Here is a 25,488-nt window from a genome sequence, read left to right as displayed (position 1 = left end):
CGAGCCTGCCTCACGGAGTGAGGCCATGAGCACGCGTGCTCCCTTGCTCGGCCGCTTCAAGCACGGTTACGTCGCGCCGGCCGCTCTCCTGGTCGCGGGGCTGCTCTACGCGCCGTTCGTGTGGACGGCCTACCTGAGCCTGACCCGCTACGACGGCCTTGAGCCGCCGGCGTGGATCGGGCTGCGCAACTTCACCAAGCTGTTCGACGACCCGGCGCTGCTCACCTCGACCCGCAACACGCTGATCTGGGTGGTCGGCACGATGGTGCTGCCGGTCGGCCTCGGGCTGCTGGTGGCGGTGTTGTCGTACGACCTCAAGGGCGGCGCCTGGTACCGCCTGCCGTTCATGTTGCCGTACGCGCTGAGCGGCGCCGGCCTCGCCATGGTGTGGAGCCCGATCCTGTCCCACGGCGGGATCGCCAACCTGATGCTCGGCGTGGACACCGCGTTCCTCCAGGACGCGCCCACCAACACCGTCGCCATGCTGCTGGTCTGGACGTGGCAGCAGCTCGGGGTCAACACGCTGCTGTTCGTGGTGGGCCTGCAGTCGATCCCCAAGGAGCCCATCGAGGCCGCCCGGCTCGACGGCGCCTCGGGGTGGCGGCTGTTCAGGCACGTCATCTGGCCGCTGATGAGGCCGCTGACGGCCGTCGTGGTGGGGCTCGCGCTGGTGGCCGGGCTGAAAACGTTCGACATCGTGTGGGTGCTGACGCAGGGCGGGCCCGGCCGCAACTCGGAAACCCTCGCGGTGACGATGTACAAGGAGACGTTCGTGGCCAGCGACTACGGCTACGGGTCGGCGGTCGCGGTGGTGTTGACCGTGGTCACGGGGCTGGCGTCGTACCTCTATCTCAAGAGGCAGGTGACCGCCACATGATCAGGCGTGCCGTGCTCGTCGTGCTCGGGCTGGTCTGGCTCGGGCCGACGTACCTGCTGCTGGTCAACGCCGCGCGCCCGGCCGGCTCGTACGATCCGGGCAGCGCGTGGGTGCCGTCCGGCGACTTCGCGCTGTTCGAGAACTTCGCGCGGGCGCTCGACAGCGCCGACCTGACCCAGAGCCTGGCCAGTACCGCGCTCTACAGTTTCGTCTCGCCGCTGCTCGGCGTGCTCGTGGGCGCGCTGGCCGGCTACACGATCGTGGTGCTGCGGCTGAGGTACGGGTTCTGGTGGTTCCTGCTGATCTTCGGTGGCACGATCTTCCCCTCGCAGATGTTGCTCGTGCCGCTCTTCGTCGGCTACAGCGACGCCGGCCTGTACGACTCCAGGCTCGGCATGATCCTCATCTACACGGCGATCAACGTGCCGCTGGCCGCGTTCGTGCTGCGCAACTTCTACTCCGGCGTGGCGTTCTCGATCTTCGAGGCCGCGCGGATGGACGGCGCCTCCACGTGGCGGATCTTCTGGCGCATCTACCTGCCGATCTCGGCCAGCGCGCTGACCGCCGTGTTCATCCTCGAGTTCACCTTCATCTGGAACGACCTCATCTTCGGCCTGACCCTGACGCAGACCGAGGAGGTGCGGCCCGTGATGACCGCCATCGCCGGCCTCATGACCGACGTGTACGCCGGGACCCCGGTGCCCGTCGGCCTGGCGGCGGGCCTCGTGGTCTCGTTGCCGACGGTCGTGTTGTTCCTCGCCACCCAGCGCCTCTTCGCCAGGGGCCTGTCTCTAGGGAGTGTTTGATGACGAGCCGGTTGCTCCAGCGGAGCCTGGGCAGTCCCGACTATGACGGGATCAGGCAGGCGCTGCGCGACGACACCTCGACACCGGTGATCAGCGTGCGCGGGCTGGAGGTACGGGTCTCGGTGTTGCCGCTGTTCACCCACGACGGCCGCCAGGCGGTCAGGGTGTCCAGCACCCGGCCGCTGACGCACACGCTGGTGGATGTGGACAGCGGGTCGGGCAGCGACGTGACGCTGCTGGTGCCGGAGGTGGACGCGCCCCGCGAGCTGACGCTGGAGTGCCGCGACGACGCGGGTGTGGTCGGCTCGGCCCGGATCACGGTGACGCCGCAGCGCAAGTGGAGCGTGTTCGTCGTGCACCACTCGCACCTGGACATCGGCTACACCGACCCGCAGGGCACGGTGCTCCGCCACCACCTCGACTACCTGGACGCGGCGCTGCGGCTGGCCGAGGAGACCTCGTCCTGGCCGGACGACGCCAAGTTCCGGTGGAGCGTCGAGTCGTCGATGCCGGCGCTGAAGTGGCTCGACGCGCGGCCGCCCGAGATGGTCGAGGCGTTCGCCGCGCGGGCCCGCGAGGGCGTCATCGAGGTGACGGCGCTGCCGTTCCAGCTGCACACCGAGGCCTGCTCGACCGAGGAGCTGCACCGCCAGCTCCGCTTCACCTCCCAGCTCAAGGACCGGTACGGCTTCGCCACCACGTCCGCGATGCACACCGACGTGCCGGGCGCGGTCGTCGGCCTGGTCGACGCGCTCAGCGCGCACGGCGTGCGCTACCTGGCCGCGGCCCACAACTGGGCCGGCCGTTCGGTGCCCTACCTGCACGGCGGCGACAAGCTGACGAGGCCGTTCCGGTGGCGGGCGCCGAGCGGCAACGAGGTCATCGTGTGGTTCACGGACACGCCGCACGGCATGGCGTACATGGAGGGCAACACGGTCGGGCTGACCGACTCCTTCGAGCTGGCCGACGACCTGCTGCCGCGCTACCTGTCGGCGCTGGCCACGCGGGGCTACCCGTACGGGCCGGGCACGTTCGGGTGGCAGGGGCCGGACGCGCCCAAGGAGCCGTACGAGCTGGACGTGCTGCACCTGCGGGTGCAGGGGGCGCACGCCGACAACGCGGGCCCGTCGATCGTGCCGGCGTCGATCGCCCGCAGGTGGAACGAGCAGTGGGCCTACCCGCGCCTGCGCTCGGCCGCCAACAAGGACTTCTTCGAGCACGTCGAGGAGCGCTACCTCGACCGGCTCTCCGTGCACGAGGGCGACTGGACCGACTGGTGGGCCGACGGGCTCGGCTCGGGCGCGCGCCCGCTCGGCTACGTGCGCAGGGCCCAGTCGGCGCTGCGGGTGGCCGAGACGCTGCACACGCTGGCCGGCGAGGACGCCACCGAGCAGATCGACGCGGCCTACGACAAGGTGGCGCTGTTCAACGAGCACACGTGGGGCGCGGCCAACCCGTGGGAGGACGCCGAGGAAGCGGGCGACTCGGGCGGCCTGCAGTGGACGCGCAAGTCGTCGGGCGCCTACCAGGCCCAGGACGACGCGTCCGACCTGCTGCACGCCGCGACCCGCAGGTTCGCCGCCGCGCTGACGGGGGCCGGAGGGGAGCCGGGGACGGGCGGCGCGCTGGCCGCGTTCGCCGTCTTCAACCCCGGCACGCGGGCGCGCACCGACGTCGTGCGCGCGTTCCTGCCGAGGGACGTCGTGGGCGTGGACGTGCCGATCGCGCTGGTGGACGCGCGGAGCGGGCGGACGCTGCCGCACCACGAGGAGCTGGTCGACCCGGTGGACTGGCCGACCCGGCCGATCGGGCGGCACGTGCACGCGGTCGTCGAGGACATCCCGGGGTACGGCTACGCCCGCCTCGACGTCGTGCCCGGCGAGACCCAGGCCCCCGAGCCGGTCGAGCTGGACCTGGACGGGGTGATCGAGAACGAGTTCTACCGCGTGGCGTACGACGTGCGCGAGGGCTACGTCAGCTCGATCTTCGACAAGCGGGCGGGCCGCGAGCTGGTCAACGGCGAGGCCGCGGCCGGCTTCGGCCAGTACGTCTACGACCAGTACGCCACCGCCCCGCATTTCAACCACATGTCGGGACACGTGGGGGCGCATGACCGCACCCTTCTCGGCGACCGCGCCATCGGCAGGAACGCCGTCATCACCAAGGTCCAGCGCACCGCCGTGGGCGAGAAGCTCGTCGTGGAGCTGCGGGCCAAGGGCGTCGACTGGCTGCGCACCACGATCGAGCTGCACAACGGCGTGCCCAGGGTCGACCTGACCTACCAGCTCGCCAAGCAGGGCACCCCCTCGAAGGAGGCGGTCTTCCTGGCCTTCCCGTTCGCCGCGGGCCAGGCCACGGCCTGGGAGCTGACCGGCGGCGTCGGCGGCCCCGACGTGCCACGGGTGCCGGGCTCGGCCGAGTACATGTTGCCGATCCGGCACTGGATCGCGTTCGAGGACCCCGAACTGACCATCGCCTGGGCCACGCTGGAAGCGCCGCTGGTGCAGCTCGGCACCATCCACATGCCGTACGCGCCGTTCCCGCCGACCCTCGACCAGGAGGACGGCACGGTCTACTCGTGGGCGCTCAACAACATCTGGGACACGAACTTCCCCGCCCAGCAGCAGGGCGAGACCACGTTCCGCTACGCGGTCACCAGCGAGGCCGGAACGGGAGGCAGGCGGCTCGGGGCGGCGGTCGCCTCCGGGCTGACCGAGCCGTTCGTCGGCGCGCTCATCGGCGACGGCCCCGCCGCCACCGAGACGTACGTCTCCGTCGACCACCCCGACGTGCTGGTCACGTCGCTCGGGCGGTCGGGTGACGAGCGCGTGGTGCGGCTCCAGTCGCTGGCCGCCGAGCCGGTCGAGGCGACGGTCACGCTGCCGGGCCTGCGCTCGGCCCGCGGGCTGGACGTGGTGGACGAGTCGGTCAAGGTACGGCTGCCCGCCTGCGGGGTCGCCGTCGTCTGGGGGACGTGCGCGTGAAGATCGTTGACATCAGGGCCACGACGGTCGCGGTCCCGCTCGAAGCGCCGCTGCGGCACAGCAACGGCGCGCACTGGGGGCGGTTCGTCCGCACGATCGTCGAGGTCGAGGCCGACAACGGGCTGATCGGCCTGGGGGAGATGGGCGGCGGAGGCGAGAGCGCGGAGTCGGCCTTCCGCGCGCTCGTGCCGTACCTGAAGGATCATGACCCCTTCCAGCTGGAGGCGCTGCGCTTCAAGATCGCCAACCCGACGGCCTCGCTCTACAACAACAGGACCCAGCTGCTGGCCGCCATCGAGTTCGCCTGCGTCGACCTCATCGGGCAGCACCTCGGCGTGCCCGCCAGCGACCTGCTGGGCGGGCGCGTCCGCGACGCCGTCCCGTTCGCCTCCTACCTGTTCTTCAGGTACGCCGCCGAGGGCCACGCCGAGATCCGCACGCCCGACCAGCTCGTCGCGCACACCGCGGAGCTCAAGGCGGCGCACGGGTTCACCGTGCACAAGCTCAAGGGCGGCGTGTTCCCGCCGGACTACGAGCTGGAGTGTTACCGGGCGCTGGCCGAGGCGTTCCCCGGCGACCGGCTCAGGTACGACCCGAACGCCGTGTTGTCGGTGGCGGAGGGCCTGCGCTTCGGCCGGGCCATCGAAGGGCTCAACAACGACTACCTGGAGGACCCGGTCTGGGGGCTCGAAGGGCTCAGGGCCGTGCGCGAGCAGGTCAGGGTGCCGCTGGCGACCAACACGGTCGTGGTCAACTTCGAGCAGCTCGCCTCCAACGTGCTGCGCAGGGCCGCCGACGTGGTGCTGCTCGACACGACCTTCTGGGGCGGCATCCGGCCGTGCGTGAAGGCGGCAGGGGTGTGCGAGACGTTCCAGATCGGGGTGGCCGTGCACTCGTCGGGCGAGCTCGGCATCCAGCTCGCGACCATGCTCCACCTCGGCGCGGTGCTCCCGAACCTCACCTACTCCGCCGACGCGCACTACCACCAGCTGCGCGACGACGTGATCGAGGGCGGCAAGATGGCGTACTCGGAGGGCGCCATCGCCGTGCCCGACGGCCCGGGGCTGGGCGTGCGGCTCGACAGGGAGCGGGTGGCGGAATACGCCGAGCTCTACCGCGAGATGGGCGGCTACCCGTACGACCGCGACCCCGGCCGGCCCGGCTGGTACGCCACCGTGCCCAACGCGCGCTTCGCCGACCCCACCGTCGCGTCCGTGGAGTAGCACCATAATGATGCGGTATGTCTGAACCCTCGCGGCCCGCCCCGCCCGCCGACAACCTGGTCACCACCTCCCACACCCTGCCGTCGGGGGAACGGTACACCGCCACCGCCGGCACGATCGTGTTGCGCGAGGAGGTCTACACCGACGGCGCCTTCGACGGCCTGCGCCCCAAGGCCGAGATGTTCGTCACCGCGTACACGCTGGACGGCGCCGACCCGCTGACCCGGCCGGTGACGTTCGCCTTCAACGGCGGCCCCGGCTCGTCGAGCGTGTGGCTGCACCTGGGCGTGCTCGGGCCGCGCCGGGTCGTCATGGGGGACGCGGGCGCGCTCCTGCCTCCTCCGTACGGCCTGGCCGACAACGAGGAGAGCCTGCTGGCGGTGAGCGACCTGGTCTTCATCGACCCGGTCTCCACCGGCTACTCGCGGGCGGCCGAGGGGGAGAAGGCGGAGCCGTACCACGGGTTCACCGGCGACCTGGAGTCGGTCGGCGAGCTCATCAGGCTGTGGACGACCAGGAACGCGCGGTGGATGTCGCCGAAGTTCCTGGCGGGCGAGTCGTACGGCACGGTCAGGGCCGCCGGGCTGGCCGAGCACCTGCAGTCGCGTTACGGCATGTACGTCAACGGCGTGATGCTGATCTCGTCGGTGCTCGACTTCATCACCGGCGAGTTCAACGAGGGCAACGACCTGGCCCACGCCCTCTACCTGCCGACCTACGCGGCCATCGCGCACTACCACGGGCTGCACGGCGACAGGCCGCTGGCCGACGTGCTGCGCGAGGCCGAGGAGTTCGCCGAGCGCGACTACCCGTGGGCGCTGGCCCGCGGCAACCGGCTCACTACCGATGAGCGCGCGTCCGCCGTGGCCAGGATCGCCGCGCTGACCGGGCTCAGCGAGGACTACGTCGACCGGGTGAACCTGCGGATCGAGCACATCCGGTTCTTCACCGAGCTGCTGCGCCCGCGCCGCCGCGTCGTCGGCCGCCTCGACGGGCGCTTCACCGGCTGGGACCCCGACGCGGGGCGCGAGCGCTTCTTCGCCGACCCCAGCATCAACGCGATCATGGGGCCGTACAGCGCGGGGCTCAACCACTACCTGCGCACGGAGCTCGGCTACGCCAACGACCTGCCGTACGAGGTGCTCACCTCGCGGGTCTACCCGTGGTCGTTCAAGGAGTTCGAGGGCGCGCACGTCAGCGTCACCGACAAGCTGGCCGCCGCCATGCGCGCCAACCCGCACCTGCGCGTGCACGTGGCCAGCGGCTACCACGACGGCGCGACCCCCTACTACGCCGCCGAGCACGCCCTCGCCCACCTGCCGGTGCCCGCGGAGCTGGCCGCCAACGTCGAGTTCAAGTACTACGAGGCCGGCCACATGATGTACGTCCACGAGCCCAGCAGGCTGCGCCAGTCAGCCGACCTCGCCGCTTTTGTGCTGGGCCAGCAGGCTTGACGCCCGTTTCAGCCGCTGCTTGAGGTTGGCGCGGAGCGCGGCGAACCGCCCGGGATTGTCGGCGATGACTTCCTGCTGCAGTTCGGCGTCGGCTCCGTACCAGGCCAGCACGAGGCCCGACGACCACTTGCACCGGGTGTCGGCGGTCGCCGTCTGCTTCTCCTCCTCGCTGACCTCCGGATCGTCCAGGTTCCAGCGGCTGTCGGCGATGGCCGCCTCCGGCGACGGGTAGGAGTGGCCGGCCTGGCTCATGCACGACTGCCAGCGCCTGACCGCCTCCTTCACCGAGGGGTCCTTGGCCGCCTGCTCCAGCGTGAGCGAGTCCTGCAGCGACAACCACGGCCAGTCCGCCTTGCGTGCCCCCTTGTCCAGGGCCTGCGTCGCGCGGTCCAGGCAGCCGCGGTCGGCGGCGGTGCCGTACAGGCGGTGGCGGACGGGCTTGGGCAGCTTGGCGGCCCACGCGCCGGTCGTGTCGGGAGAGGGCGGCCTGGCCAGGTGGTAGCCGTACTGCTTGGCCGCCTCGATGTCCGAGACACCGTAGCGGCGGGAGTTGCCGGGATCGACCGCGGCGATCGTGTCGGCGTCCTCGGCGGGTGGGGTGACGGTGTCGCCCCGCTCGCGCATGCACTGGACGACGAGATGGTTGTGGGCATTGCCCAGAACGGCCCGTTGCTTGGGAGTGGTCTTGTAGGCGTCGAACGGCAGCACCAGCTGCGTCATCGCGGCGGCGTCCTTGCCGGGCGCCGCAGGCTCGGCGGGCTCGTCGGCGGCACAGGCCGCGGCCGACGCCACCAGCAGCAGCGTGCTCGCGAGGAGCCCCCGGCGACCGGTTTCCGGCGGCCAAGCCCGGAAACCGGCACTCCCGTCATTTCTCAGCGGCACCAGATGTCGATCGCGCTGGTGCGGTTGTTGCCGATGGCGTTGTTCGACAGGTAGCCGTCGTTCGAGTTGTGCGTGAACGTGCTGTGCGCGCCGGTGTAGCCGGGGTGCTGCCACAGGGTGGCGCTGCAACCGACCCGGTTCCTGACCGAGCTGGTCTCGTTGTCCATGCTGTGCCAGGTGTTGCTGAAGTCCCAGTTCAGCCAGTTGTTGTCGGCAAGGTTGGAGTCGTCCTGGACGAAGTCGCGCCAGTGGTCGATCTGGCCGCGGTTGTAGTCGAAGCCCGCGTACAGGCAGACACGACCGCCGTAGCAGGTCGAGCGGGGGCTCGCCACCGCGGTGGCCGCGGGGGCGGCCACGGTGAACATCGCGGCCACGGCGACGATGCCGGCGGCCTTCTTGGATAGCCTCACAGGTCTCTCCTCGATCGGTGAGTCGTTTTCGACCTCGGTAACTTAGCGTGCCGAATCGAACACGAGTCGTGGTGACTCGCCGATCCCGTAAGGGCTGCGCGCCCGTGCAAGGTCGCGTGCCCTGGCCCGCCGACTCACTCGTATCAGTCCTGTGACTTGGCCTTTCGTCGCGTTGACGGAACTGTTGCCGGCTCTGGTGGGCCGGTGGAGGAACCCGTGGTCTCCGCTCGACCTACTCCGGAAGCGCTGCCGGGTTCTGGGCCAGCAGCCCGCCGTCCACGCGGTGCTCGGCCCCGGTGATGAACGACGCGCGCGGGCCCGCCAGGAACGCCACCATCTCCGCCACCTCATCGGGCTTGGCCACGCGGCCCAGCGGGTGGGAGCGGCCCCACTGCGCCACCTGCTCCTCCTGCGACAGCTCGCCGCGCCACAGGTCGGCCGCCCAGCGCAACATCGGCGTGTCGACCGAGCCGGGGCAGACCACGTTCACCCTGATCCCGTCGGCCGCGTGGTCGAGCGCCATGGCCCTGGTCAGGCCGTTGAGCGCGGCCTTGCTCGCGGTGTAGGCGGCCACCTGGGCCTGCGAGGAGAACGCCTGGACCGACGACATGATCACGATCGAGCCGCCGCCGCGGGCCCGCAGCCTCGGCACCGCCGCTTTGCACGCGAGATAGACGCCCTTGAGGTTGATGTCGAGCACCTCGTCCCAGACCTCTTCAGGGGTGTCCTCGACCGTGCCGTAGCGCTGCACGCCCGCGCAGGTCACCACGATGTCGAGCCCGCCGAACCTGGCCACGGCCAGGTCCACGAGGTCGCGCATGGCGCCGGCGCTGCGGACGTCGGCGATCCGGCCGACGACGTGCTCGCTGTCGAGTTCGGCGCTCTGGTCGGTGCCGCAGAAGACCACGGACGCCCCGCCGTCGGCCAGCCGGTCGACCACCGCCCGGCCGATGCCCATCGACCCGCCCGTCACCAGCGCGACTTTCCCGCCGAACTCGCTCATGCCAGCACCTCCGCGCGCAACCGCAGTTCCTTCGTCTCGTGGGGGTTCAGGGTGAGGGCCGTGCCGTTGGCGACGGCGGCGGCCAGGCCGTCGGTGGGCATGCTGGAGAAGGGCTCGAGTCCGACCGTGTAGGCCCGCCCCCACCAGGGGTAGCCGGTGGACGCACCGAGCTCCTGCCACATCCACAGGTACGGCAGGAGCGTCGCATCCCACTCCACCCGCATACCGATATCCCCAGAAATCTCGTACCATCCCTCGTCGAAGCCGGTCAGATACACGATGTCGCTCGGCGCACCGCGCTCCGGCACCACGCTCAGATCCGTCTCGCCGCCCTCGTCCGCCGGCACGACCGGCCACTGCCAGGGCCCGCCCGCCCGGACCCGCCGCCCGCCGGGGCCGATCGCGCTCTCGTGCGGGATCACGGTGACGCCCTCGGGAAGCCTGATCCTGGCGCCCGGTCGCAGGAACGGCAGGCCGTACACGATGTGCTGGCCCCACATGGCGTGCAGCGGGAGGTCCGACTCGTTGGTGGCCCGCCCCTCGATCTCCAGCGCCACCGTGCCCGACCGCAGCCGGAAGACCTTCTCCACCGCGTACGGCAGCCGCCGCGTGCGCACGTGCAACCGCACCGCGACCTCCTCCTCGGAGTCGGCCACGACCTCGCATTCGCACGGCAACCCCGAGACCTCGCCGTGCTGGGCCAGCCGCGCGCCCCGGTATTCGCTCGGCGCGCCGCCGCTGGGGAAGACCTCCTGCCAGCCGCCCTCGTAGTGGTCGACGAACTGGGCGACGTCGTCGGCCGCTCCCTGGAGGTGGTCGCGCGGGTTGCGCAGGCCCTGCGGGGTGAGCCAGACGAAGTCGGTGTCGGTGGGCTTGTGCAGGAACTCGACCACGTCGCCGCCCTTGTCCGGCACGACCGTCACGCGCAGCCGTTCGTTCTCCAGCACGACCGCCCGCAGCCCGTCGATGGTGACGTGCCGCAGGCGGGCCGCCCAGTTACGCCTCACTCGAACGTCACATCCAGGAATCGGGGCCGGTAGATCGACACGTCACGGTAGTGGTCGGTGTTCACGAAGCTGTTGACGTTGTACGAGATCACGAGCCCGTCACCCTCGACGTCGGGATGGGCGTGGGCGTTGTAGGTGAAGACGTCGCCCTTGGTCTCGGGGGTCGTGTAGACGTGCTGCTTGCCGGTGAACGGTCCGGCCGGTGAGCAGGAGGAGTAGGCGACGATGTTCGGGTTGAGCGCCTCGGTGGTGTCATGAGTGATCAGGACATATCCCGATCCGACCTTGCTGACGCTGTACTCGTTCGCCACCCCGCTCATCACCCGCGCCGAGTCGGCCTCGTCGGGTGACCAGGTGCCGTCGGCCCTGAGATATTCCCAGCGGCCCAGCAGGCTCTGCCCCTTGACCCTGGCGACGTGCATGTACTTCGGCGACCCGAGATCCTCCACGCCGTAGACGTAGGTGTATCCGCCGTCCTTCAGGGTCGCCGAAGCCCACGAGACGCCGTGCCCCGAGGGCAGGTCGTGCACGCTGATCGGCTCGTCGAGCCGCCCGGGGGCGAACCTGGCGACGACGTTGCGGTGCCAGCGCCAGTCCCACGCGCCGTCGCCGAACCGCTCGTACTCCTGGTAGGTGACCTCCACGACGCCGCCGGCCAGCGTCGCGTCGCCGGCCCAGAACCAGTGGTCCTCGTCGCGCGGCGGCATCACCGCGGTCGGCTTCTCGGCGGTGCCGTCGTAGATCGTGGACAGCCTGCCGTCGCGCTCGACGGCGAACGTGTTGTTCAGGAAGACGGTCGTGCCGCCCTCCTCGACCACGGGCGGTCGCGAGCCGTCGGCGTTGACCTGGCCGAGGAAGGTGTCGGAGAAGATCCACAGCTCCTTGCCGCCGGGCAGTCTGAGCGAATAGGTGCCGTCGGCGCCCGTCCAGTCGTCCAGGCGGCTGTTGTCGTTGCCGTAGGTGGTGAACAACGTGGTCAGGCGGGCGTTCGTGGTGGCGCCCGCGACGGTCGGGGCGCACTCGGAGGCGGCGGTGGCCGGCTGCTCATGTGGTGCGGCGGAGGGCGCGGGTTTGGGAGGCGCGGCCCAGACCGGCTGCGGCACGGCCGTCAGGCCGGCCAACGCGATGGCGAGGGGTGCGAGGGCAGAGCGGAATCGCGTCATCACTGGTCCTAGGGGAGGAGGCTCCCTACAGTTCTAGTCATTAGATCACTTGCTGTCCAGAGTCCTGCGGGATTCGCCGGAACCTGGACCTCCCGCCACTAGAGTGACGCTGCGTACACCCCCCAGCCGAACGGATGGTGAAGATGTCACCACGCGTGCCGCTCACCCGCAGCGGCCTGCTCAAGATCAGCGCGGGCGTCGCCGCCACGGCCGTGGCGGGCGCCGCGCACGGGCAGCCGCGTCCAGCGGGCGCGCACCGAGGCGGGCAGGTCGCTCGACTTCCGTGAGCCGGAGGGCTTGGCCATCCAGCTCACCTCCGGCGGTCCTCGCCTGTGCCTGGGGCTCGCCTCGGGCGTACCGAAGGCCCGCAAGGCCAGCATCTTCTACCAGACCGAGCTTGTCCGAGCGGCCGGAAAAGGGGATGCTCCCTCACGAACGGGCCCGGTAGCCTGCGCGCATGGGCCACGTCGAAGTAGGACATCTGACATACGTGCTGCCCGACGGGCGGCCCCTGCTCAACGACGTGTCCTTCCGGATCGGCGAAGGCGTGAAGGCGGCGCTGGTCGGGCCCAACGGCGCGGGCAAGACCACGCTCATGCGGCTGATCGCCGGCGACCTCCAGCCGGTCGAGGGCACCGTGGCCGGCTCGGGCGGGCTGGGCGTGATGCGCCAGTTCATCGGCAGCGTGCGCGACGGCAGCGACGTGCGCGCCCTGCTGCTGGGCGTCGCGCCCCCCGCCGTGCGGCAGGCGGCCGAGCGGCTCGACGAGGCCGAGCTGGCGATGATGGAGCGCGACGACGAGAAGACGCAGATGCGTTACGCGCAGGCCATCAGCGACTACACCGACGCCGGCGGCTACGACATCGAGGTGCTCTGGGACACCTGTACGGTGGCCGCGCTCGGCGTGCCGTACGAACGGGTGAAATATCGCGACGTGGCCACCTTGTCGGGCGGCGAGCAGAAGCGGCTGGTCCTGGAGGCGCTGCTGCGCGGCCCCGACCAGACCCTGCTGCTCGACGAGCCCGACAACTACCTCGACGTGCCCGGCAAGGAATGGCTGGAGCAGCAGCTCAAGGAGACGCCGAAGACGGTGTTGCTGGTCAGCCACGACCGCCAGCTGCTGGCCAACGCGGCCGACCGGATCGTCACCGTCGAGTCGGGCGGCATCTGGATCCACGGCGGCGGGTTCGCCACCTACGCCGAGGCGCGCAGGGCCCGCAACGAGCGGCTCGACGAGCTGCGCAGGCGCTGGGACGAAGAGCACGCCAAGCTCAAGGCCCTGGTCACCATGTTGAAGAACAAAGCGCGCTACAACGACGGCATGGCCCCCGCCTACCACGCCGCCCAGACGCGGCTGCGCAAGTTCGAGGAGGCGGGGCCGCCGGAGGTGGCGCCGGGCGAGCAGAACATCAAGATGCGCCTGCGGGGCGGCCGCACGGGCAAGCGGGCGGTCATCTGCGAAGGGCTGGAGCTCAGCGGGCTGATGCGCCCGTTCGACCTGGAGGTCTGGTACGCCGAGCGCGTCGCTGTGCTCGGCTCCAACGGCTCGGGCAAGTCCCACTTCCTGCGCCTGCTGGCGGGCGAGCAGGTCCGCCACGAGGGCGTGGCCAGGCTGGGCGCCCGCGTCGTGCCCGGCCACTTCGCCCAGACGCATGCCCGGCCCGAGCTGCTCGGCCGCACCCCTGTCGACATCGTCATGACCGAGCACGCCCGGCTGAAGAACGAAGCCATGAAGGCACTGGCCCGCTACGAACTGGCGGGCAGGGTCGCGGAGCAGCGCTTCGAATCGCTCTCGGGCGGGCAGCAGGCCCGCCTGCAGATCCTGCTGCTGGAGCTGTCGGGGGCCACGCTGCTGCTGCTGGACGAGCCGACCGACAACCTCGACCTCGCCAGCGCCGAGGCGCTGCAGGCGGGGCTGGAGGCGTTCGACGGCACGGTGCTGGCGGTGACCCACGACCGCTGGTTCGCCGCCGACTTCGACCGCTTCCTGGTCTTCGGCTCCGACGGCACGGTCTACGAGTCGCCCGAGCCGGTCTGGGACGAGTCCAGGGTCGTACGTCCGCGTTAAAGACTTGGTACGGCAGGCGCGTGTCCTCTGCCACCCGTGCCCATGCACGGGTTATCACGGCAAAGTGATCCCGCGTAGCCGAACCGTCAGCCTCCTCGCACTCGGGGCGATCTGCCTCACCGGGTGCGCGAGCGAGGAACAACCCGTACAAGAGCTCAAGCCGCTCGCTCTCAAGGAGCAGGTCTCCAATATCGTCAAATCCGCCGACGGATATGCCGTCAACTGGGCCGGCGTGCTCAGCAACACCAACCCATGGCATTTCGGCGAGCACGTGGTGGCCACGATCGTCGGGCACGACATGAAGGGCGCCGAGGTGGTCAGGATGGACCAGCCGCTCGACGCCGTGCCGCCGGGCGGGTCGCTGGCCTTCACCGGCCAGGCCACCGCCACCGAGAAGCCGGCCAAGGTGACGATCCAGTACCGTCCCGCGCAGTGGCGGCTGGCGGCGCGCATCCCGTCGGCGTTCCGGGAGTTTCCCATCACCCGGACCCAGACATTGCGCCAGAAAGACGGCTCATACCTTATTACCGGGTATGTGGACAATCCTTATCGGACGGCGGCGAGCAGCCTCGTCGTCAACGCGCTGCTGCGCGACAAATCAGGCAAACTTCTGGCCGGCGGCAGCACGTTCGTTGATGACGTGAAAGCGGGCCGCCCGCCGCGCTTCATCCTCACGGTGTCGGGGGTGCCCGCGCGCGCCAAGGTGGCCAAGACCCAGATCGTGGCGCGGACCTGGGGATCGACCGGTCGCCCTTACGAGGATCTGGCGCTCGGCGGCGCCCTGCCGGTGCACACGGTCAAGCCGACGACCGAGCCGTTCGCGGTGGACCGGAGCACCGAGATCGTCTCCAAGTACAAGCAATGATTTTCTGCTGCAAAGCTCGATAAATCAGGTCGCACAGGTCGCACAGGTCGTAGTGGGTGCAAAGGAGGCACAGAGGGCCATCACGAATATTCATCAGGAACCCGAACATGCGGCCCGACAAGCCGAGCCAACGGCGCGGAAATGGTGGAACTACTAGTTACCGATCCATTACCTTCGGTCACATGGATGACCGCGTTCTGGTCGAAGCCCTTCGCGCCCGCGACGCCGACGCCGTGGCCGCTCTCTACGACGCCTATGCGGAGAGCATTTACCGCTACTGCTGGTCCCTCCTCATGAGTGGCGACGGCGCTCAGGTGGCTCTCCGCGACACGCTGATCGCGGCCGAGGCGCACGCGGACGCGCTGGCCGACCCGGGGAGGCTGCGTACCTGGCTGTACGCGCTGGCCCGCGCCGAGTGCCTGCGCCGCAGGGCCTGCGCCCCGCCCGGCCCCGCGCAGGCGCTGGCCGAGGCGCCGCCGCTGGACGACCCGGCCGACGCCGACCTGCGGGTCATGGCGTGGAACGCGGTTCACGGCCTGCCCGTGGCCGACCGCGAGGCGCTGGAGCTGGCCTACCGGCACGAGTTGCCCGCCGCCGACCTCGCCCAGGTCCTCGCGCTCCCGCCGCGCCAGGTGGAGCAGGTCATGGGGCAGGCCCGCGAGCGCCTGGGCGGCGCGCTCACGGCCGAGATCCTGGCCGGGAAGGGCCCGTACGACTGCCCGGCGCGCGCCCGCATCCTCGCCGGCTTCTCCGGCCGGCTGACCCAGGAGATGCGCGAGCACCTGATCAGGCACCTGTCGCACTGCGAGACCTGCGCGCCCCACCGCGCCCGCGAGGTGTCGGTCACCAAGGTCTACGCGCTGCTGCCGACCGTGGCGCTGCCGGAGGCGCTGCGGGTCAGGGTGCTGAGCTGCTTCGGCGACCCGGAGCTGCTGCCCTACCGGCGCTACGTCGCCAGGCGGACGAGTGGCCTGGGAGCCGCCGGGTTTCCCGTTCCCACGGACAAGGGCGCTGGAAGGTGGCCTCAGGCGCTGGCAGGCGCGCTGGCGGCGGTCGCGGCCGTGGTGGCGATAGCGGTGATCTTCCAGCAGATCGGCAGGGACAACGGCGGCCTGTCGGGCGTCGCGACGGCGGCGTTCCCCCCGACGGGCGAGCCGCCCGGCATCAGGCTGCCCTGGCAGGGCGAGCCGAAGAACCAGCCGGTGACCGTGATGCCCATCGTCGACGCCACGACCATGCGCCCGCTCGGCGTCACGGAGTCGCCCGATTTCCCGCCGCCCCTGGTCATCCCCTCGCCCGTGCCCCTGATGCCCTCGCCGACCGGCGCCCCGCCGCCGTCGCCCGCCCCGCGGCCCAGCGGGCAGGGCCGGCCGCCGGGCCTCCCTCCGACGCACGTACGGCCGGTGGAGCCGTCCCTGGCGGAGCCCCCTCCCGTCAGACCCTCGCGGCCGCGGCACACGTTCAGGCCCACCGGCGGGCCGCCCCGGACCTTCACCCCAACCCGCACCCCCATCCCCATCCCGACCATGACGCCGACCCCGACCGTCACGGTGACGCCCACCCCGACCACTACCAAGCCGACGCAAACGGCCACCCCACCGCACACCGAGGAACCTTCGCCAACGCCTACGGAAAGCGGCTGACCTGCGTAAACCCCTGTTACGCACGTGAATTGCCGGGGACTGTGTGCATAGAGTGACCATCTGTTTCCAGGGGGACCTATGCGCGCATTCCGGGCTGGGCTGCTCGCAGGCTGCCTGCTGGTCGGCATGTGCCCGCCGGTCATGGCGGAGCCCGTCCCCTCCTCGCGTGACGTCAAGAAGGCCCGCCAGACCGTACGCGAGCGGTCGAAGCGGCTTGGGGAGAACAGCGCCAAGCTGGCCACCGCCCAGTCACGGCTCGACCGGCTGGCGGCCGAGGTCGAGCGGCTGGTGGAGGCGTACAACGGGGAGCTCGTCCAGCTCAGGCACGCCGAGCAGGCCAACGAGCAGGCCAAGGCGCGCCTCGCGGCGGCCGACGCCGAGGTCGAGCTGGCCCGGCGCGACGTCGCCCTGCTCGCGGCGGAGACCTACGGCGGCGTGGCGATGAGGGAGCCGTTCCTCGGCATCCTCATCGACCGGGGCGAAACAAGCGGCCTGCTGCACCGGGCCGGCGTGCTCGAACACATGAGCAGCGAGCGGGCCGCGATCCTCGCCAGGATGCGCGACGCCCAGGAGGTCGCGACCATCCTGCGCATCGAGGCCGCCAACGCCTACGCCGCCCACAGGGCCGCCACCGAACGCGCCAGACTCGCCAAGATCGCCGCCAAGGAGGCCGTGGCCAGGCAGCTGCGTGAAACGAAGGCGCTGCGGGCCCGCGAGGAGCATCTCCAGCGCAAGGTCGACGCGGCCCGCACCCGCGCCCAGCTGCTGGCCCGCCGCAAGGCCGCGGCCGCGTCGGTCGCCGGACTCGTCTCCCGCGGCTCAGCCCTGGGGAACGTCGCGGCCAACTGGGCGCTCACCCAGCTCGGCAAGCCGTACGTGTGGGCGGCCGACGGCCCCGACACCTACGACTGCTCCGGGCTCACGATGCGCGCCTGGGAGAAGGTCGGCGTGCGGCTCGACCACTGGACCGGCACCCAGTGGACGTCGGGCCCGCACGTGCCGCTCGACCAGCTGCACCGCGGCGACCTGGTGTTCTTCGGCCACATCAGCGACGACCCCGGCACCATCCACCACGTGGGGATCTACGTCGGCCGGGGCCAGATGGTGCACGCGCCGCAGACCGGCGACGTCGTACGGGTCGCCTCGATCTACCGCGGGGACCTGGTGGGCGCCACCAGGCCCCGCTGACGGTCAGTGACCGTGTTGTCCCTCGTCCTTGGCCCGGCGGAAGGAGCGCTCGATCTCGGCCTCCGCCTCGATGCGGCCCACCCAGTTGGCGCCCTCGACCGACTTGCCCGGCTCGAGGTCCTTGTAGACCTCGAAGAAGTGCTGGATCTCCAGCCGGTCGAACTCCGACACGTGATGGATGTCCTGGATGTGGTGCATACGGGGGTCGGTCGAGGGGACGCAGAGGACCTTGTCGTCGCCGCCCTTCTCGTCGGTCATCCTGAACATGCCCACCGCCCGGCACGTGATGTAGCAGCCGGGGAACGTCGGCTCCTGCAGCAGCACCAGCGCGTCCAGCGGGTCGCCGTCCTCACCGAGGGTGTTCTCGATGAAGCCGTAGTCGGCGGGGTACTGCGTGGAGGTGAACAGGAGCCGATCGAGCCTGATCTTCCCGGTTTCGTGGTCCACCTCGTACTTGTTCCGTTGCCCCTTGGGAATCTCTACGACAACGTCGAACTCCACCGCGGTCCTCTCTCATGGGTCGAGAGCACCTCGCCAGGCGTTCGGGAACGCGATCACCCGCCTCCCCGGGGCCCGGTCCGGGCTTCTCTCCCCCGCTCAGCCCCCGGGCACCCCCGGCTGGGCGTTAATGTCTCGTAGGCGAACACTGGAGAGAGGGCGGGCGACGTGGCGCGGCACGACAGGTGGGTGATGCTGACCACCCTCGTCGTGCTCCAGGCTCTGACCATCGTCATCGGCGTTTACGCGATGACCACCGGCTTCAGCCTCAGCGCGTTGACGGGGCAGTCTCCACCGGCCGGGCCGACGAAGTCACCGCAGGAAGAGTCTCCCCCCGCCCCCGTGGTCACCGCGGGACCTGTGCTGGCCCAGCTTCCGGCGAAGCCCGGAGACGGACCTCTCCCGACTAAGAGTACTTTGACGCGGCAGCTCACCCGCGCGCTGGGTGACCGGGCCCTGGGTGACAGGGTCGGCGCCGTCGTGCTCGACGCGGTCACCGGCCAGCAGATCTTCGCCTCCAACGCCGACGCCGCCTTCGTGCCCGCCTCCACGACGAAGATCGCCGTCTGCGCCGCCGCGCTCGCCTCTCTGGGGCCCGACACCCGCCTGTCCACCAAGGTCGTCCAGGGCGCCGAACCCGGCACCGCCATCCTCGTGGGCGGCGGCGACCCGCTGCTCGCCGGCCCTTCCGCCAAGCCCGGCTACCCGAAGCAGGCCTCACTCCGCACGCTGGCCGCCCGCACCGCCGCCACGCTCAAGTCACGAAACATCAAGAAAGTCACCCTCTCGTACGACACATCCCTCTTCGTCGGCTCAACCAAGGCCGACGGCTGGAAGCCGAGCTACATCCCCGACGGCAACGTCGCCACCGTCCACGCCCTCGCCATCGACGAAGGCCGCCGGCACCCCCGCTACAACGCCCCCAGAGTCGACGACCCGCCCCGATACGCCGCCGCGGCCTTCGCCAGGCTCCTCAAGAAGGAGGGCATCGCGGTGTCGAAATCCCTGCGCCAGGCCAAGGCCCCCGCCGGCGCCACCGAGCTCGGCCGGGTCGACTCCGCCCCCGTCTACGCCCTCGTGGAGCACACCCTGACCGAGAGCGACAACGACATGGCCGAGGCGCTGATGAGGCACGTCGCACTCAAGGAAGGACAACAGGCGTCGTTCGAAGGAGGCGCCAAAGGCGTGATCGCCGTACTCCAGCGGCTCGGGGCCGCCCAAGGCGTCGCCGCGCTCTCCGACGGCAGTGGCCTGTCCATCCGCAACCGCATAAGCCCCCACGCCCTGGCCAAGATCATCGCCATGGCCGGCTCCGCGAACCACCCCGACCTGCACGCCATCGCCTCCGGCATGCCGATCGCCGGATTCTCCGGCACCCTCGGCAACGGCCGCCGCTTCACCGCCGCCGACAGCAAGGGCCAGGTCGGCCTCGTACGCGCCAAGACCGGCACCCTCAACAACGTCAACACCCTGGCAGGACTGGCCACCACGAAGGACGGCCGACTGGTCACATTCGCCTTCATGGCCGACCACGTCCCCGTCACCGCCGAACCCGTACTCGACCGCCTCGCCGCCATCGTCGCCCGTAATTAGTTGTGTTGATGGCGCCTATTGATGGCGATCCTGCGGATCGGGGCTCGGTCGCTTGGGTCCGGTGTCTTCCCTCGTCGTTCGGTCGCTGCGCTTCCTCTCTCCTCAGTCCAGACACCGGCGCTCCCTCGCGGGCTTATGGCGATCCTGCGGATCGGGGCTCGGCCGGGACCTTCGCGGGTACGACGAGAAGCACGTACGGTGGACGTTATGCAGGTGATCGACTGGGATCTGGCCGTCACGACCGGCACGCGCCTGGTGCGCCCCGGTCCTCAGGTGAGCCGGGAGGAGGCCAGGCAGGCCGTCGCCGAGCTCCGCACCCTGTCACGTGAGGCCGAGGGCCACGTGCGCGAGTTCACGAAAATTCACACCGACACCGCGCCGCAGCCCGCGACCATCGTCGACCGGCCGGGATGGATCAAGGCCAACGTCGAGGGCTTCCGCGTGGTGCTCGAACCCTTGACCCAGCGCATGAGCGGCGGCGACAACCCGCCACCCGCCATCGTCACGGCCGTGGGCTCCCGCATCACGGGCGTCGAGGTCGGCGCCGTCCTGGCGTTCCTGGCCTCGCGCGTGCTGGGCCAGTACGAGCTCTTCCTCCCACCCGACCCGACCGGCGAGGAGCCGACGGGCCGCCTGACCCTCGTCGCGCCCAACATCGTCCACGCCGAGCGCGAGATGGGCGTCGATCCGCACGACTTCCGCCTCTGGGTCTGCCTCCACGAGGAGACCCACCGCGTGCAGTTCACGGGCGTGCCGTGGTTGCGCGAATACGTACGGTCGCAGATGACCGAGTTCCTGCTCGCGTCCGACCTTGACCTGCCCACCCTGCTCGAACGCCTGCGCAACGCCGCCGACACGGTGGCCGACGTGGTGCGCGGCGGCGAGGGCAACCTCATCGACGCCATCCAGTCGCCCGGCCAGAAGGAGATCCTCGACCGCCTGACGGCCGTGATGACCCTGGTCGAAGGGCACGGCGACTACGTGATGGACGCCGTCGGCCCCTCGGTGGTGCCGTCGGTCGCCGACATCCGCGCCAAGTTCGCCCAGCGCCGCGAGGGCGGCTCCCGCCTCGACCGTACGGTCCGGCGCCTGCTGGGGATCGAGGTCAAGATGAAGCAGTACGCGGAGGGTTCGGCCTTCGTCCGCACCGTGGTCGACCGGGTCGGCATGGACGGCTTCAACAAGATCTGGACCTCGCCCGAGACGCTGCCGACGACACCGGAGATCTCCGACCCCGACGCCTGGGTCGCCCGCGTCACAGGCACCCCTGCCCTCCCCGCCTGACCGACCCACGTCACTCGCCTTCCCGCCGAACGCGCCGCCGGTGGGAGCCGGGAGAATGGCCTCGTGGGGCCACATCCAGCAGTAGCCGACGTGCGCAGGGCCGTGCGCGAAGCGCTGGCCGACGCCGAGGAGGGCACGCTGGTCCTGGCGGCGTGCAGCGGCGGAGCCGACTCCCTTGCCCTGTCGGCCGCCCTGGCGTTCGTGGCCCCCAGGATGGGCCTGCGGGCGGGCGTGTTGTCCGTGGACCACCGGCTCCAGCCGGGCTCGGCCGACCGCGCCGAGGCGGTGGCGGGGCTGGCCAGGGGGATGGGGCTCGATCCGGTGGAGGTGCTCACGGTGACGGTGGGCACGGCGGGCGGCCCCGAGGCGGCGGCCAGGGAGGCGCGATACGCCGCGCTGTCCGAGGCGGCCGACCGGCTTCAGGCGCCGGCGGTCCTGCTCGGCCACACGAGGGACGACCAGGCGGAGACGGTCCTGCTCGGCCTGGCGAGGGGGAGCGGCCTGCGTTCGCTGTCCGGCATGGCGGCCAGGAGCGGCCGCTGGCTCCGCCCGTTCCTCCACCTCCCGCGGGCGACCACGGTCGCCGCCTGCAAGGCGCTGCGCCTGTCGCCGTGGGACGACCCGCACAACGTGGATCCCCGCTACACGAGGGTCCGCGTCAGGAGGCACGTGCTGCCGGTGCTGGAGAAGGAGCTCGGCCCGGGGGTCGCGGAGGCGCTCGCGAGGACCGCGGGGATGGCGCGCGAGGACGCTGACGCCCTGGACCAGTGGGCGGAGTCGGCGTACCGAAATTGCGCTCTAAGCGATATCGGAGAGTCGGTCACGCTGTCCACGGCGGAGTTGGAGAAGCTGCCCGACGCCGTCAGGCGGAGGGTGCTGCGCCGTGCGGCCATCGCGGCGGGAGCACCGCCGGGAGCCCTGTCGGCCGCCCACGTGCTGGCCGTGGACCGGCTGGTCACGCGCTGGCACGGGCAGAAGGCGGTGGACCTGCCCGGGGGTCGGTCGGCCGTGCGGCGGTATGGCACCCTGATACTCGCCATCAGTCCCATCCCGTAAGGAACCACAGGTGGACGCTGCCGACATGGGCAATGACCTGGAGAAGGTCCTCATCTCCGAGGACGACCTCCAGGCCAGGATCAAAGAGCTCGCCGGCCGGATCGACGACGACTATGCGGGCAAGGAAGTCCTGCTCGTGGGCGTGCTCAAAGGCGCGGTCATGGTGATGGCCGACCTGGCGAGGGCTCTGCACGTGCCCGTGCAGATGGACTGGATGGCGGTGTCGTCCTACGGCGCCGGCACCAGGTCGTCCGGCGTCGTACGCGTGCTGAAAGACCTCGACACCGACATCCTCGACCGCCATGTGCTGATCGTCGAGGACATCATCGACTCCGGTCTGACCTTGCACTGGCTGCTGGAAAACCTGAAATCGCGCAATCCGGCCTCGCTGGAGATCTGCGCCGCGCTGCGCAAACCCGACGCGGTGAAGGTGCCTATCGAGGTGAAATACGTTGGTTTCGACATTCCCAGCGAGTTCGTCATCGGTTACGGGCTCGACTACGCGGAGCGATACCGCAATCTGCCGTTCATCGGCACGCTCGCTCCGCACGTTTACACCTAGCAATCCGGCAGTGTTCCCGGCGGGCCGGGAACACTGCGCAACGTGACGTACGTTGATAGGGCAAGACCGGTGTAGCGGGCGGGTCCCTCCGTGCGCTGTGCCGGTGTACCTTCGGACTTCTGGAGGGTGACCCCGTGTCGCCCTTCGGGTAGTCAGAAGTCGCGGTGTCGGATGCCGCGGCCCCGGGGCGACCCGGGTTCAAGGCCATGGTCAGGAAGGGACGGGCCCGCAAGGGGTTCCGCATCGGATGGATCTCAAGCGATTTACACGTGGGCCACTGCTGTGGATCCTGGGCATCGTCGTGCTGCTCCTGCTCGTCACCCAGCTCTGGAGCGGTGGCGGCAATTACAAGCCGGCCGACACGTCCTTGGTTCTCCAGCAGATTCGCGCCGGAAACGTCAGCAACGCCAAGATCATCGATAAGGACAACCGGATCGAGGTGACGCTGACCAACCCCGTGGTGGTGAAGGCCGGCGACGCCCCGACGAAGCTGATCCAGTCGGACTGGGTCACCGGTTACGGCAGCAAGTTGACCGACGAGCTCCAGGCTCAGGTCGACGCGGGCAAGACCAAGAGCTTCGCCACCGAGGTGCCGCAGGAAAACTTCCTGGTGAGCCTTCTGGTGAGCTTCCTGCCGATCGTCATCATCGTGCTGATCTTCCTGTTCATCATGAACCAGATGCAGGGCGGCGGCTCCCGGGTGATGAACTTCGGCAAGTCGAAGGCCAAGCTGATCACCAAAGACACCCCCAAGACGACCTTCTCCGACGTCGCAGGCGCTGACGAGGCCATCGAGGAGCTCCAGGAGATCAAGGAGTTCCTGCAGGCCCCGGCCAAGTTCCAGGCGATCGGCGCCAAGATCCCCAAAGGCGTGCTGCTCTACGGCCCGCCCGGCACCGGTAAGACGCTGCTGGCCCGCGCGGTCGCGGGCGAGGCGGGCGTGCCGTTCTACTCCATCTCGGGTTCCGACTTCGTCGAGATGTTCGTCGGTGTCGGCGCCTCGCGTGTGCGTGACCTGTTCGAGCAGGCCAAGGCCAACGCCCCGGCGATCATCTTCATCGACGAGATCGACGCGGTCGGCCGCCACCGAGGCGCCGGCCTGGGCGGCGGTCACGACGAGCGCGAGCAGACGCTCAACCAGCTGCTCGTCGAGATGGACGGCTTCGACGTCAAGGGCGGCGTGATCCTCATCGCGGCCACCAACCGGCCCGACATCCTCGACCCGGCGCTGCTGCGTCCCGGCCGTTTCGACCGGCAGGTCACCGTCGACCGGCCCGACCTCGAGGGCCGCAAGGGCATCCTCAAGGTGCACGGGCGGGGCAAGCCGTTCTCCCCCGACGTCGACCTCGACGTCATCGCGCGCCGCACCCCCGGGTTCACCGGCGCCGACCTGGCCAACGTGATCAACGAGGCGGCCCTGCTCACCGCGCGGGCCGACCAGAAGCTGATCACGATGGAGCTCCTCGAGGAGTCGATCGACCGCGTCATGGCAGGGCCCGAGCGCAAGACGCGGGTCATGTCCGACAAGGAAAAGAAGATGATCGCCTACCACGAGGGCGGTCATGCGCTGGTGGCGCACGCGTTGCCCAATTCCGACCCGGTGCACAAGATCACGATCTTGTCCCGCGGCCGCGCGCTCGGCTACACGATGACGCTGCCGATGGAGGACAAGTTCCTGGCCACCAGGTCGGAGATGATGGACCAGCTCGCGATGTTGCTCGGCGGCCGCGCGGCGGAGGAGCTCGTGTTCCACGAGCCCACCACCGGCGCCTCCAACGACATCGAGAAGGCCACGGCCGTCGCCCGCCGCATGGTGACCGAATACGGCATGAGCGAGCAGCTCGGCGCCCGCAAGTTCGGCAGCGGCCAGGCCGAGGTCTTCCTCGGGCGCGAGATGGGTCACGAGCGCGACTATTCCGAGAAGATCGCCTCCACGATCGACGAGGAGGTCCGCCGGATGATCGAGACGGCGCACGACCAGGCCTGGGACATCCTGGTCGAATACCGCGACGTGCTCGACAACCTCGTGCTCGAGCTCATGGAGAAGGAGACCCTCTCCCGCGAGCAGGTGCTCCAGATCTTCAGCCCGGTGGTCATCAGGGAGCACCGCCCGTCCTACGCGGGCTATGGCAAGCGGCTGCCCTCCGACCGCCCGCCGATCCTGACCCCGAAGGAGCAGTCGGCCAACGGCTCGCTCGGCGCGGGCCACCAGGACGCCCTTCCGTCCGGAGACAGTGCGTGACTCAGCACGACATCGACCAGGGGCGGATCGAGAAGGCCGTTCGTGAGATCCTCTACGCCATCGGCGAAGATCCCGACCGCGACGGCCTGCTCGACACGCCCGCCCGGGTCGCTCGCGCCATGGCCGAGCAATATTCCGGGCTCGGCCAGACGCCTGAAGACGTGCTGACCAAGGTTTTCGACGTCGACCACGACGAGATGGTGCTCGTCAGGGACATCGAGGTCTACTCGACCTGCGAGCACCACCTGGTCCCGTTCCACGGGGTGGCCCACGTGGGCTACATCCCCAACCAGCGCGGCGAGGTGACGGGCCTGTCCAAGCTGGCCCGCCTGGTCGACGTGTTCGCCCGCCGCCCTCAGGTGCAGGAGCGCATGACCTCGCAGATCGCCGACGCGCTCATGCGGGTGCTGGAGCCGCGCGGCGTCATCGTGGTGGTCGAGGCCGAGCATCTGTGCATGACGATGCGGGGGGTGCGCAAGCCCGGCGCCAAGACCGTGACCTCAGCGGTTCGCGGTGACTTCCGCACCAGCGACAAGACCCGATCCGAGGCGATGGCGCTGATCCTGGGCCGCTGACGACTGAACGGGGTACCCACGATGTCATCAGGTGTCCGCAAGCGCCTAGGCTTGGCCCATGACTAGCGTGCCCATGAACGTGCCAGGAGGTGCGGATCGGTGCCT

Annotated in this window: 22 protein-coding genes; 15 read left to right on the top strand and 7 right to left on the bottom strand. The window is 70.1% G+C overall.

All coding sequences use genetic code 11. The annotated features are described in order from the left end of the window. The first annotated feature begins 25 nt into the window (after positions 1–25). Genes ABGB01_RS14605 through ABGB01_RS14585 form a run of 5 tightly spaced genes read left to right on the top strand, consistent with a single transcriptional unit; the run spans position 26 to position 7,344 of the window. Positions 26–877, top strand: a complete 852-nt coding sequence (locus tag ABGB01_RS14605; RefSeq protein WP_347773807.1) for a sugar ABC transporter permease — start codon at positions 26–28, stop codon at positions 875–877. Then, positions 874–1,683 carry a carbohydrate ABC transporter permease gene (locus ABGB01_RS14600; RefSeq protein ID WP_347773806.1) on the top strand — a complete coding sequence of 270 codons (810 nt, stop codon included), beginning with the start codon at positions 874–876 and terminating at the stop codon, positions 1,681–1,683. Before ABGB01_RS14605 ends, ABGB01_RS14600 begins: the two co-directional genes overlap by 4 nt. Next, a complete protein-coding gene (locus tag ABGB01_RS14595; protein ID WP_347773805.1) occupies positions 1,683–4,667 on the top strand; it encodes a glycoside hydrolase family 38 C-terminal domain-containing protein in 2,985 nt (994 codons plus the stop codon). Before ABGB01_RS14600 ends, ABGB01_RS14595 begins: the two co-directional genes overlap by 1 nt. Beyond that, entirely contained in the window at positions 4,664–5,890 is a 1,227-nt protein-coding gene (locus ABGB01_RS14590) for an enolase C-terminal domain-like protein (RefSeq protein WP_347773804.1), read from the top strand. Before ABGB01_RS14595 ends, ABGB01_RS14590 begins: the two co-directional genes overlap by 4 nt. Before the next feature lie 17 nt (positions 5,891–5,907). After that, positions 5,908–7,344 (top strand): peptidase S10, encoded by a 1,437-nt coding sequence (locus tag ABGB01_RS14585; protein ID WP_347773803.1) that lies wholly within the window; start codon positions 5,908–5,910, stop codon positions 7,342–7,344. Here the strand turns inward: ABGB01_RS14585 and ABGB01_RS14580 are convergent. From ABGB01_RS14580 to ABGB01_RS14555, 6 genes are all read right to left on the bottom strand, one after another. Further along, on the bottom strand, positions 7,303–8,136 hold the full coding sequence (locus ABGB01_RS14580) for a hypothetical protein (protein ID WP_347773802.1): 834 nt from the start codon (positions 8,134–8,136) through the stop codon (positions 7,303–7,305). The genes ABGB01_RS14585 and ABGB01_RS14580 overlap by 42 nt on opposite strands. Positions 8,137–8,216: 80 nt before the next feature. Then, positions 8,217–8,636, bottom strand: coding sequence for a peptidase inhibitor family I36 protein (locus ABGB01_RS14575; RefSeq protein WP_347773801.1), 420 nt, complete (start codon positions 8,634–8,636; stop codon positions 8,217–8,219). A 232-nt stretch (positions 8,637–8,868) separates the two neighbouring features. Then, positions 8,869–9,639 (bottom strand): SDR family oxidoreductase, encoded by a 771-nt coding sequence (locus ABGB01_RS14570; RefSeq protein ID WP_347773800.1) that lies wholly within the window; start codon positions 9,637–9,639, stop codon positions 8,869–8,871. Next, complete coding sequence (locus tag ABGB01_RS14565) at positions 9,636–10,646, bottom strand: DUF4432 family protein (RefSeq protein WP_347773799.1); 1,011 nt, start codon at positions 10,644–10,646, stop codon at positions 9,636–9,638. The genes ABGB01_RS14570 and ABGB01_RS14565 overlap by 4 nt, the downstream gene beginning before the upstream one ends. Continuing rightward, complete coding sequence (locus ABGB01_RS14560) at positions 10,643–11,809, bottom strand: DUF4185 domain-containing protein (protein ID WP_347773798.1); 1,167 nt, start codon at positions 11,807–11,809, stop codon at positions 10,643–10,645. The genes ABGB01_RS14565 and ABGB01_RS14560 overlap by 4 nt, the downstream gene beginning before the upstream one ends. 146 nt (positions 11,810–11,955) lie before the next feature. After that, positions 11,956–12,114 (bottom strand): hypothetical protein, encoded by a 159-nt coding sequence (locus ABGB01_RS14555; RefSeq protein ID WP_347773797.1) that lies wholly within the window; start codon positions 12,112–12,114, stop codon positions 11,956–11,958. A gap of 152 nt (positions 12,115–12,266) precedes the next feature. Between ABGB01_RS14555 and ABGB01_RS14550 the strand changes: the two genes are divergently transcribed. The 4 genes from ABGB01_RS14550 (at position 12,267) to ABGB01_RS14535 (ending at position 17,573) form a co-directional block, all read left to right on the top strand. Continuing rightward, a complete protein-coding gene (locus ABGB01_RS14550; RefSeq protein ID WP_347773796.1) occupies positions 12,267–13,877 on the top strand; it encodes an ATP-binding cassette domain-containing protein in 1,611 nt (536 codons plus the stop codon). A 4-nt stretch (positions 13,878–13,881) separates the two neighbouring features. After that, positions 13,882–14,742: a hypothetical protein gene (locus ABGB01_RS14545; RefSeq protein WP_347773795.1), complete on the top strand. Its 861-nt coding sequence runs from the start codon at positions 13,882–13,884 to the stop codon at positions 14,740–14,742. A gap of 182 nt (positions 14,743–14,924) precedes the next feature. Next, positions 14,925–16,385 (top strand): sigma-70 family RNA polymerase sigma factor, encoded by a 1,461-nt coding sequence (locus ABGB01_RS14540; RefSeq protein WP_347773794.1) that lies wholly within the window; start codon positions 14,925–14,927, stop codon positions 16,383–16,385. A gap of 78 nt (positions 16,386–16,463) precedes the next feature. After that, positions 16,464–17,573, top strand: a complete 1,110-nt coding sequence (locus ABGB01_RS14535; RefSeq protein WP_347773793.1) for a C40 family peptidase — start codon at positions 16,464–16,466, stop codon at positions 17,571–17,573. A gap of 3 nt (positions 17,574–17,576) precedes the next feature. Here ABGB01_RS14535 and ABGB01_RS14530 read toward each other — a convergent pair whose 3' ends face one another. Beyond that, positions 17,577–18,074 (bottom strand): inorganic diphosphatase, encoded by a 498-nt coding sequence (locus ABGB01_RS14530; RefSeq protein ID WP_347773792.1) that lies wholly within the window; start codon positions 18,072–18,074, stop codon positions 17,577–17,579. A gap of 189 nt (positions 18,075–18,263) precedes the next feature. Here ABGB01_RS14530 and dacB point away from each other — a divergent pair, with 189 nt between their 5' ends. From dacB to folE, 6 genes are all read left to right on the top strand, one after another. Next, positions 18,264–19,664: a D-alanyl-D-alanine carboxypeptidase/D-alanyl-D-alanine-endopeptidase gene (gene dacB, locus ABGB01_RS14525; protein WP_347773791.1), complete on the top strand. Its 1,401-nt coding sequence runs from the start codon at positions 18,264–18,266 to the stop codon at positions 19,662–19,664. A gap of 207 nt (positions 19,665–19,871) precedes the next feature. Beyond that, positions 19,872–20,948: a zinc-dependent metalloprotease gene (locus tag ABGB01_RS14520; RefSeq protein ID WP_347773790.1), complete on the top strand. Its 1,077-nt coding sequence runs from the start codon at positions 19,872–19,874 to the stop codon at positions 20,946–20,948. Between the two features lie 63 nt (positions 20,949–21,011). Further along, positions 21,012–22,004 carry a tRNA lysidine(34) synthetase TilS gene (gene tilS, locus ABGB01_RS14515; protein WP_347773789.1) on the top strand — a complete coding sequence of 331 codons (993 nt, stop codon included), beginning with the start codon at positions 21,012–21,014 and terminating at the stop codon, positions 22,002–22,004. A 10-nt stretch (positions 22,005–22,014) separates the two neighbouring features. Then, positions 22,015–22,566: a hypoxanthine phosphoribosyltransferase gene (gene hpt / locus ABGB01_RS14510; RefSeq protein WP_347623965.1), complete on the top strand. Its 552-nt coding sequence runs from the start codon at positions 22,015–22,017 to the stop codon at positions 22,564–22,566. A gap of 247 nt (positions 22,567–22,813) precedes the next feature. Beyond that, on the top strand, positions 22,814–24,808 hold the full coding sequence (gene ftsH, locus ABGB01_RS14505; protein ID WP_347623964.1) for an ATP-dependent zinc metalloprotease FtsH: 1,995 nt from the start codon (positions 22,814–22,816) through the stop codon (positions 24,806–24,808). Beyond that, positions 24,805–25,383 carry a GTP cyclohydrolase I FolE gene (folE, locus tag ABGB01_RS14500; RefSeq protein ID WP_132597767.1) on the top strand — a complete coding sequence of 193 codons (579 nt, stop codon included), beginning with the start codon at positions 24,805–24,807 and terminating at the stop codon, positions 25,381–25,383. Before ftsH ends, folE begins: the two co-directional genes overlap by 4 nt. Positions 25,384–25,488: the final 105 nt, after the last annotated feature.

It is taken from the genome of Nonomuraea sp. B5E05, from assembly GCF_039880665.1.
Lineage (GTDB): Bacteria > Actinomycetota > Actinomycetes > Streptosporangiales > Streptosporangiaceae > Nonomuraea.
Note: the sequence above shows the minus strand (reverse complement) of the source record. Positions and strands in the feature narration are given on the sequence as shown.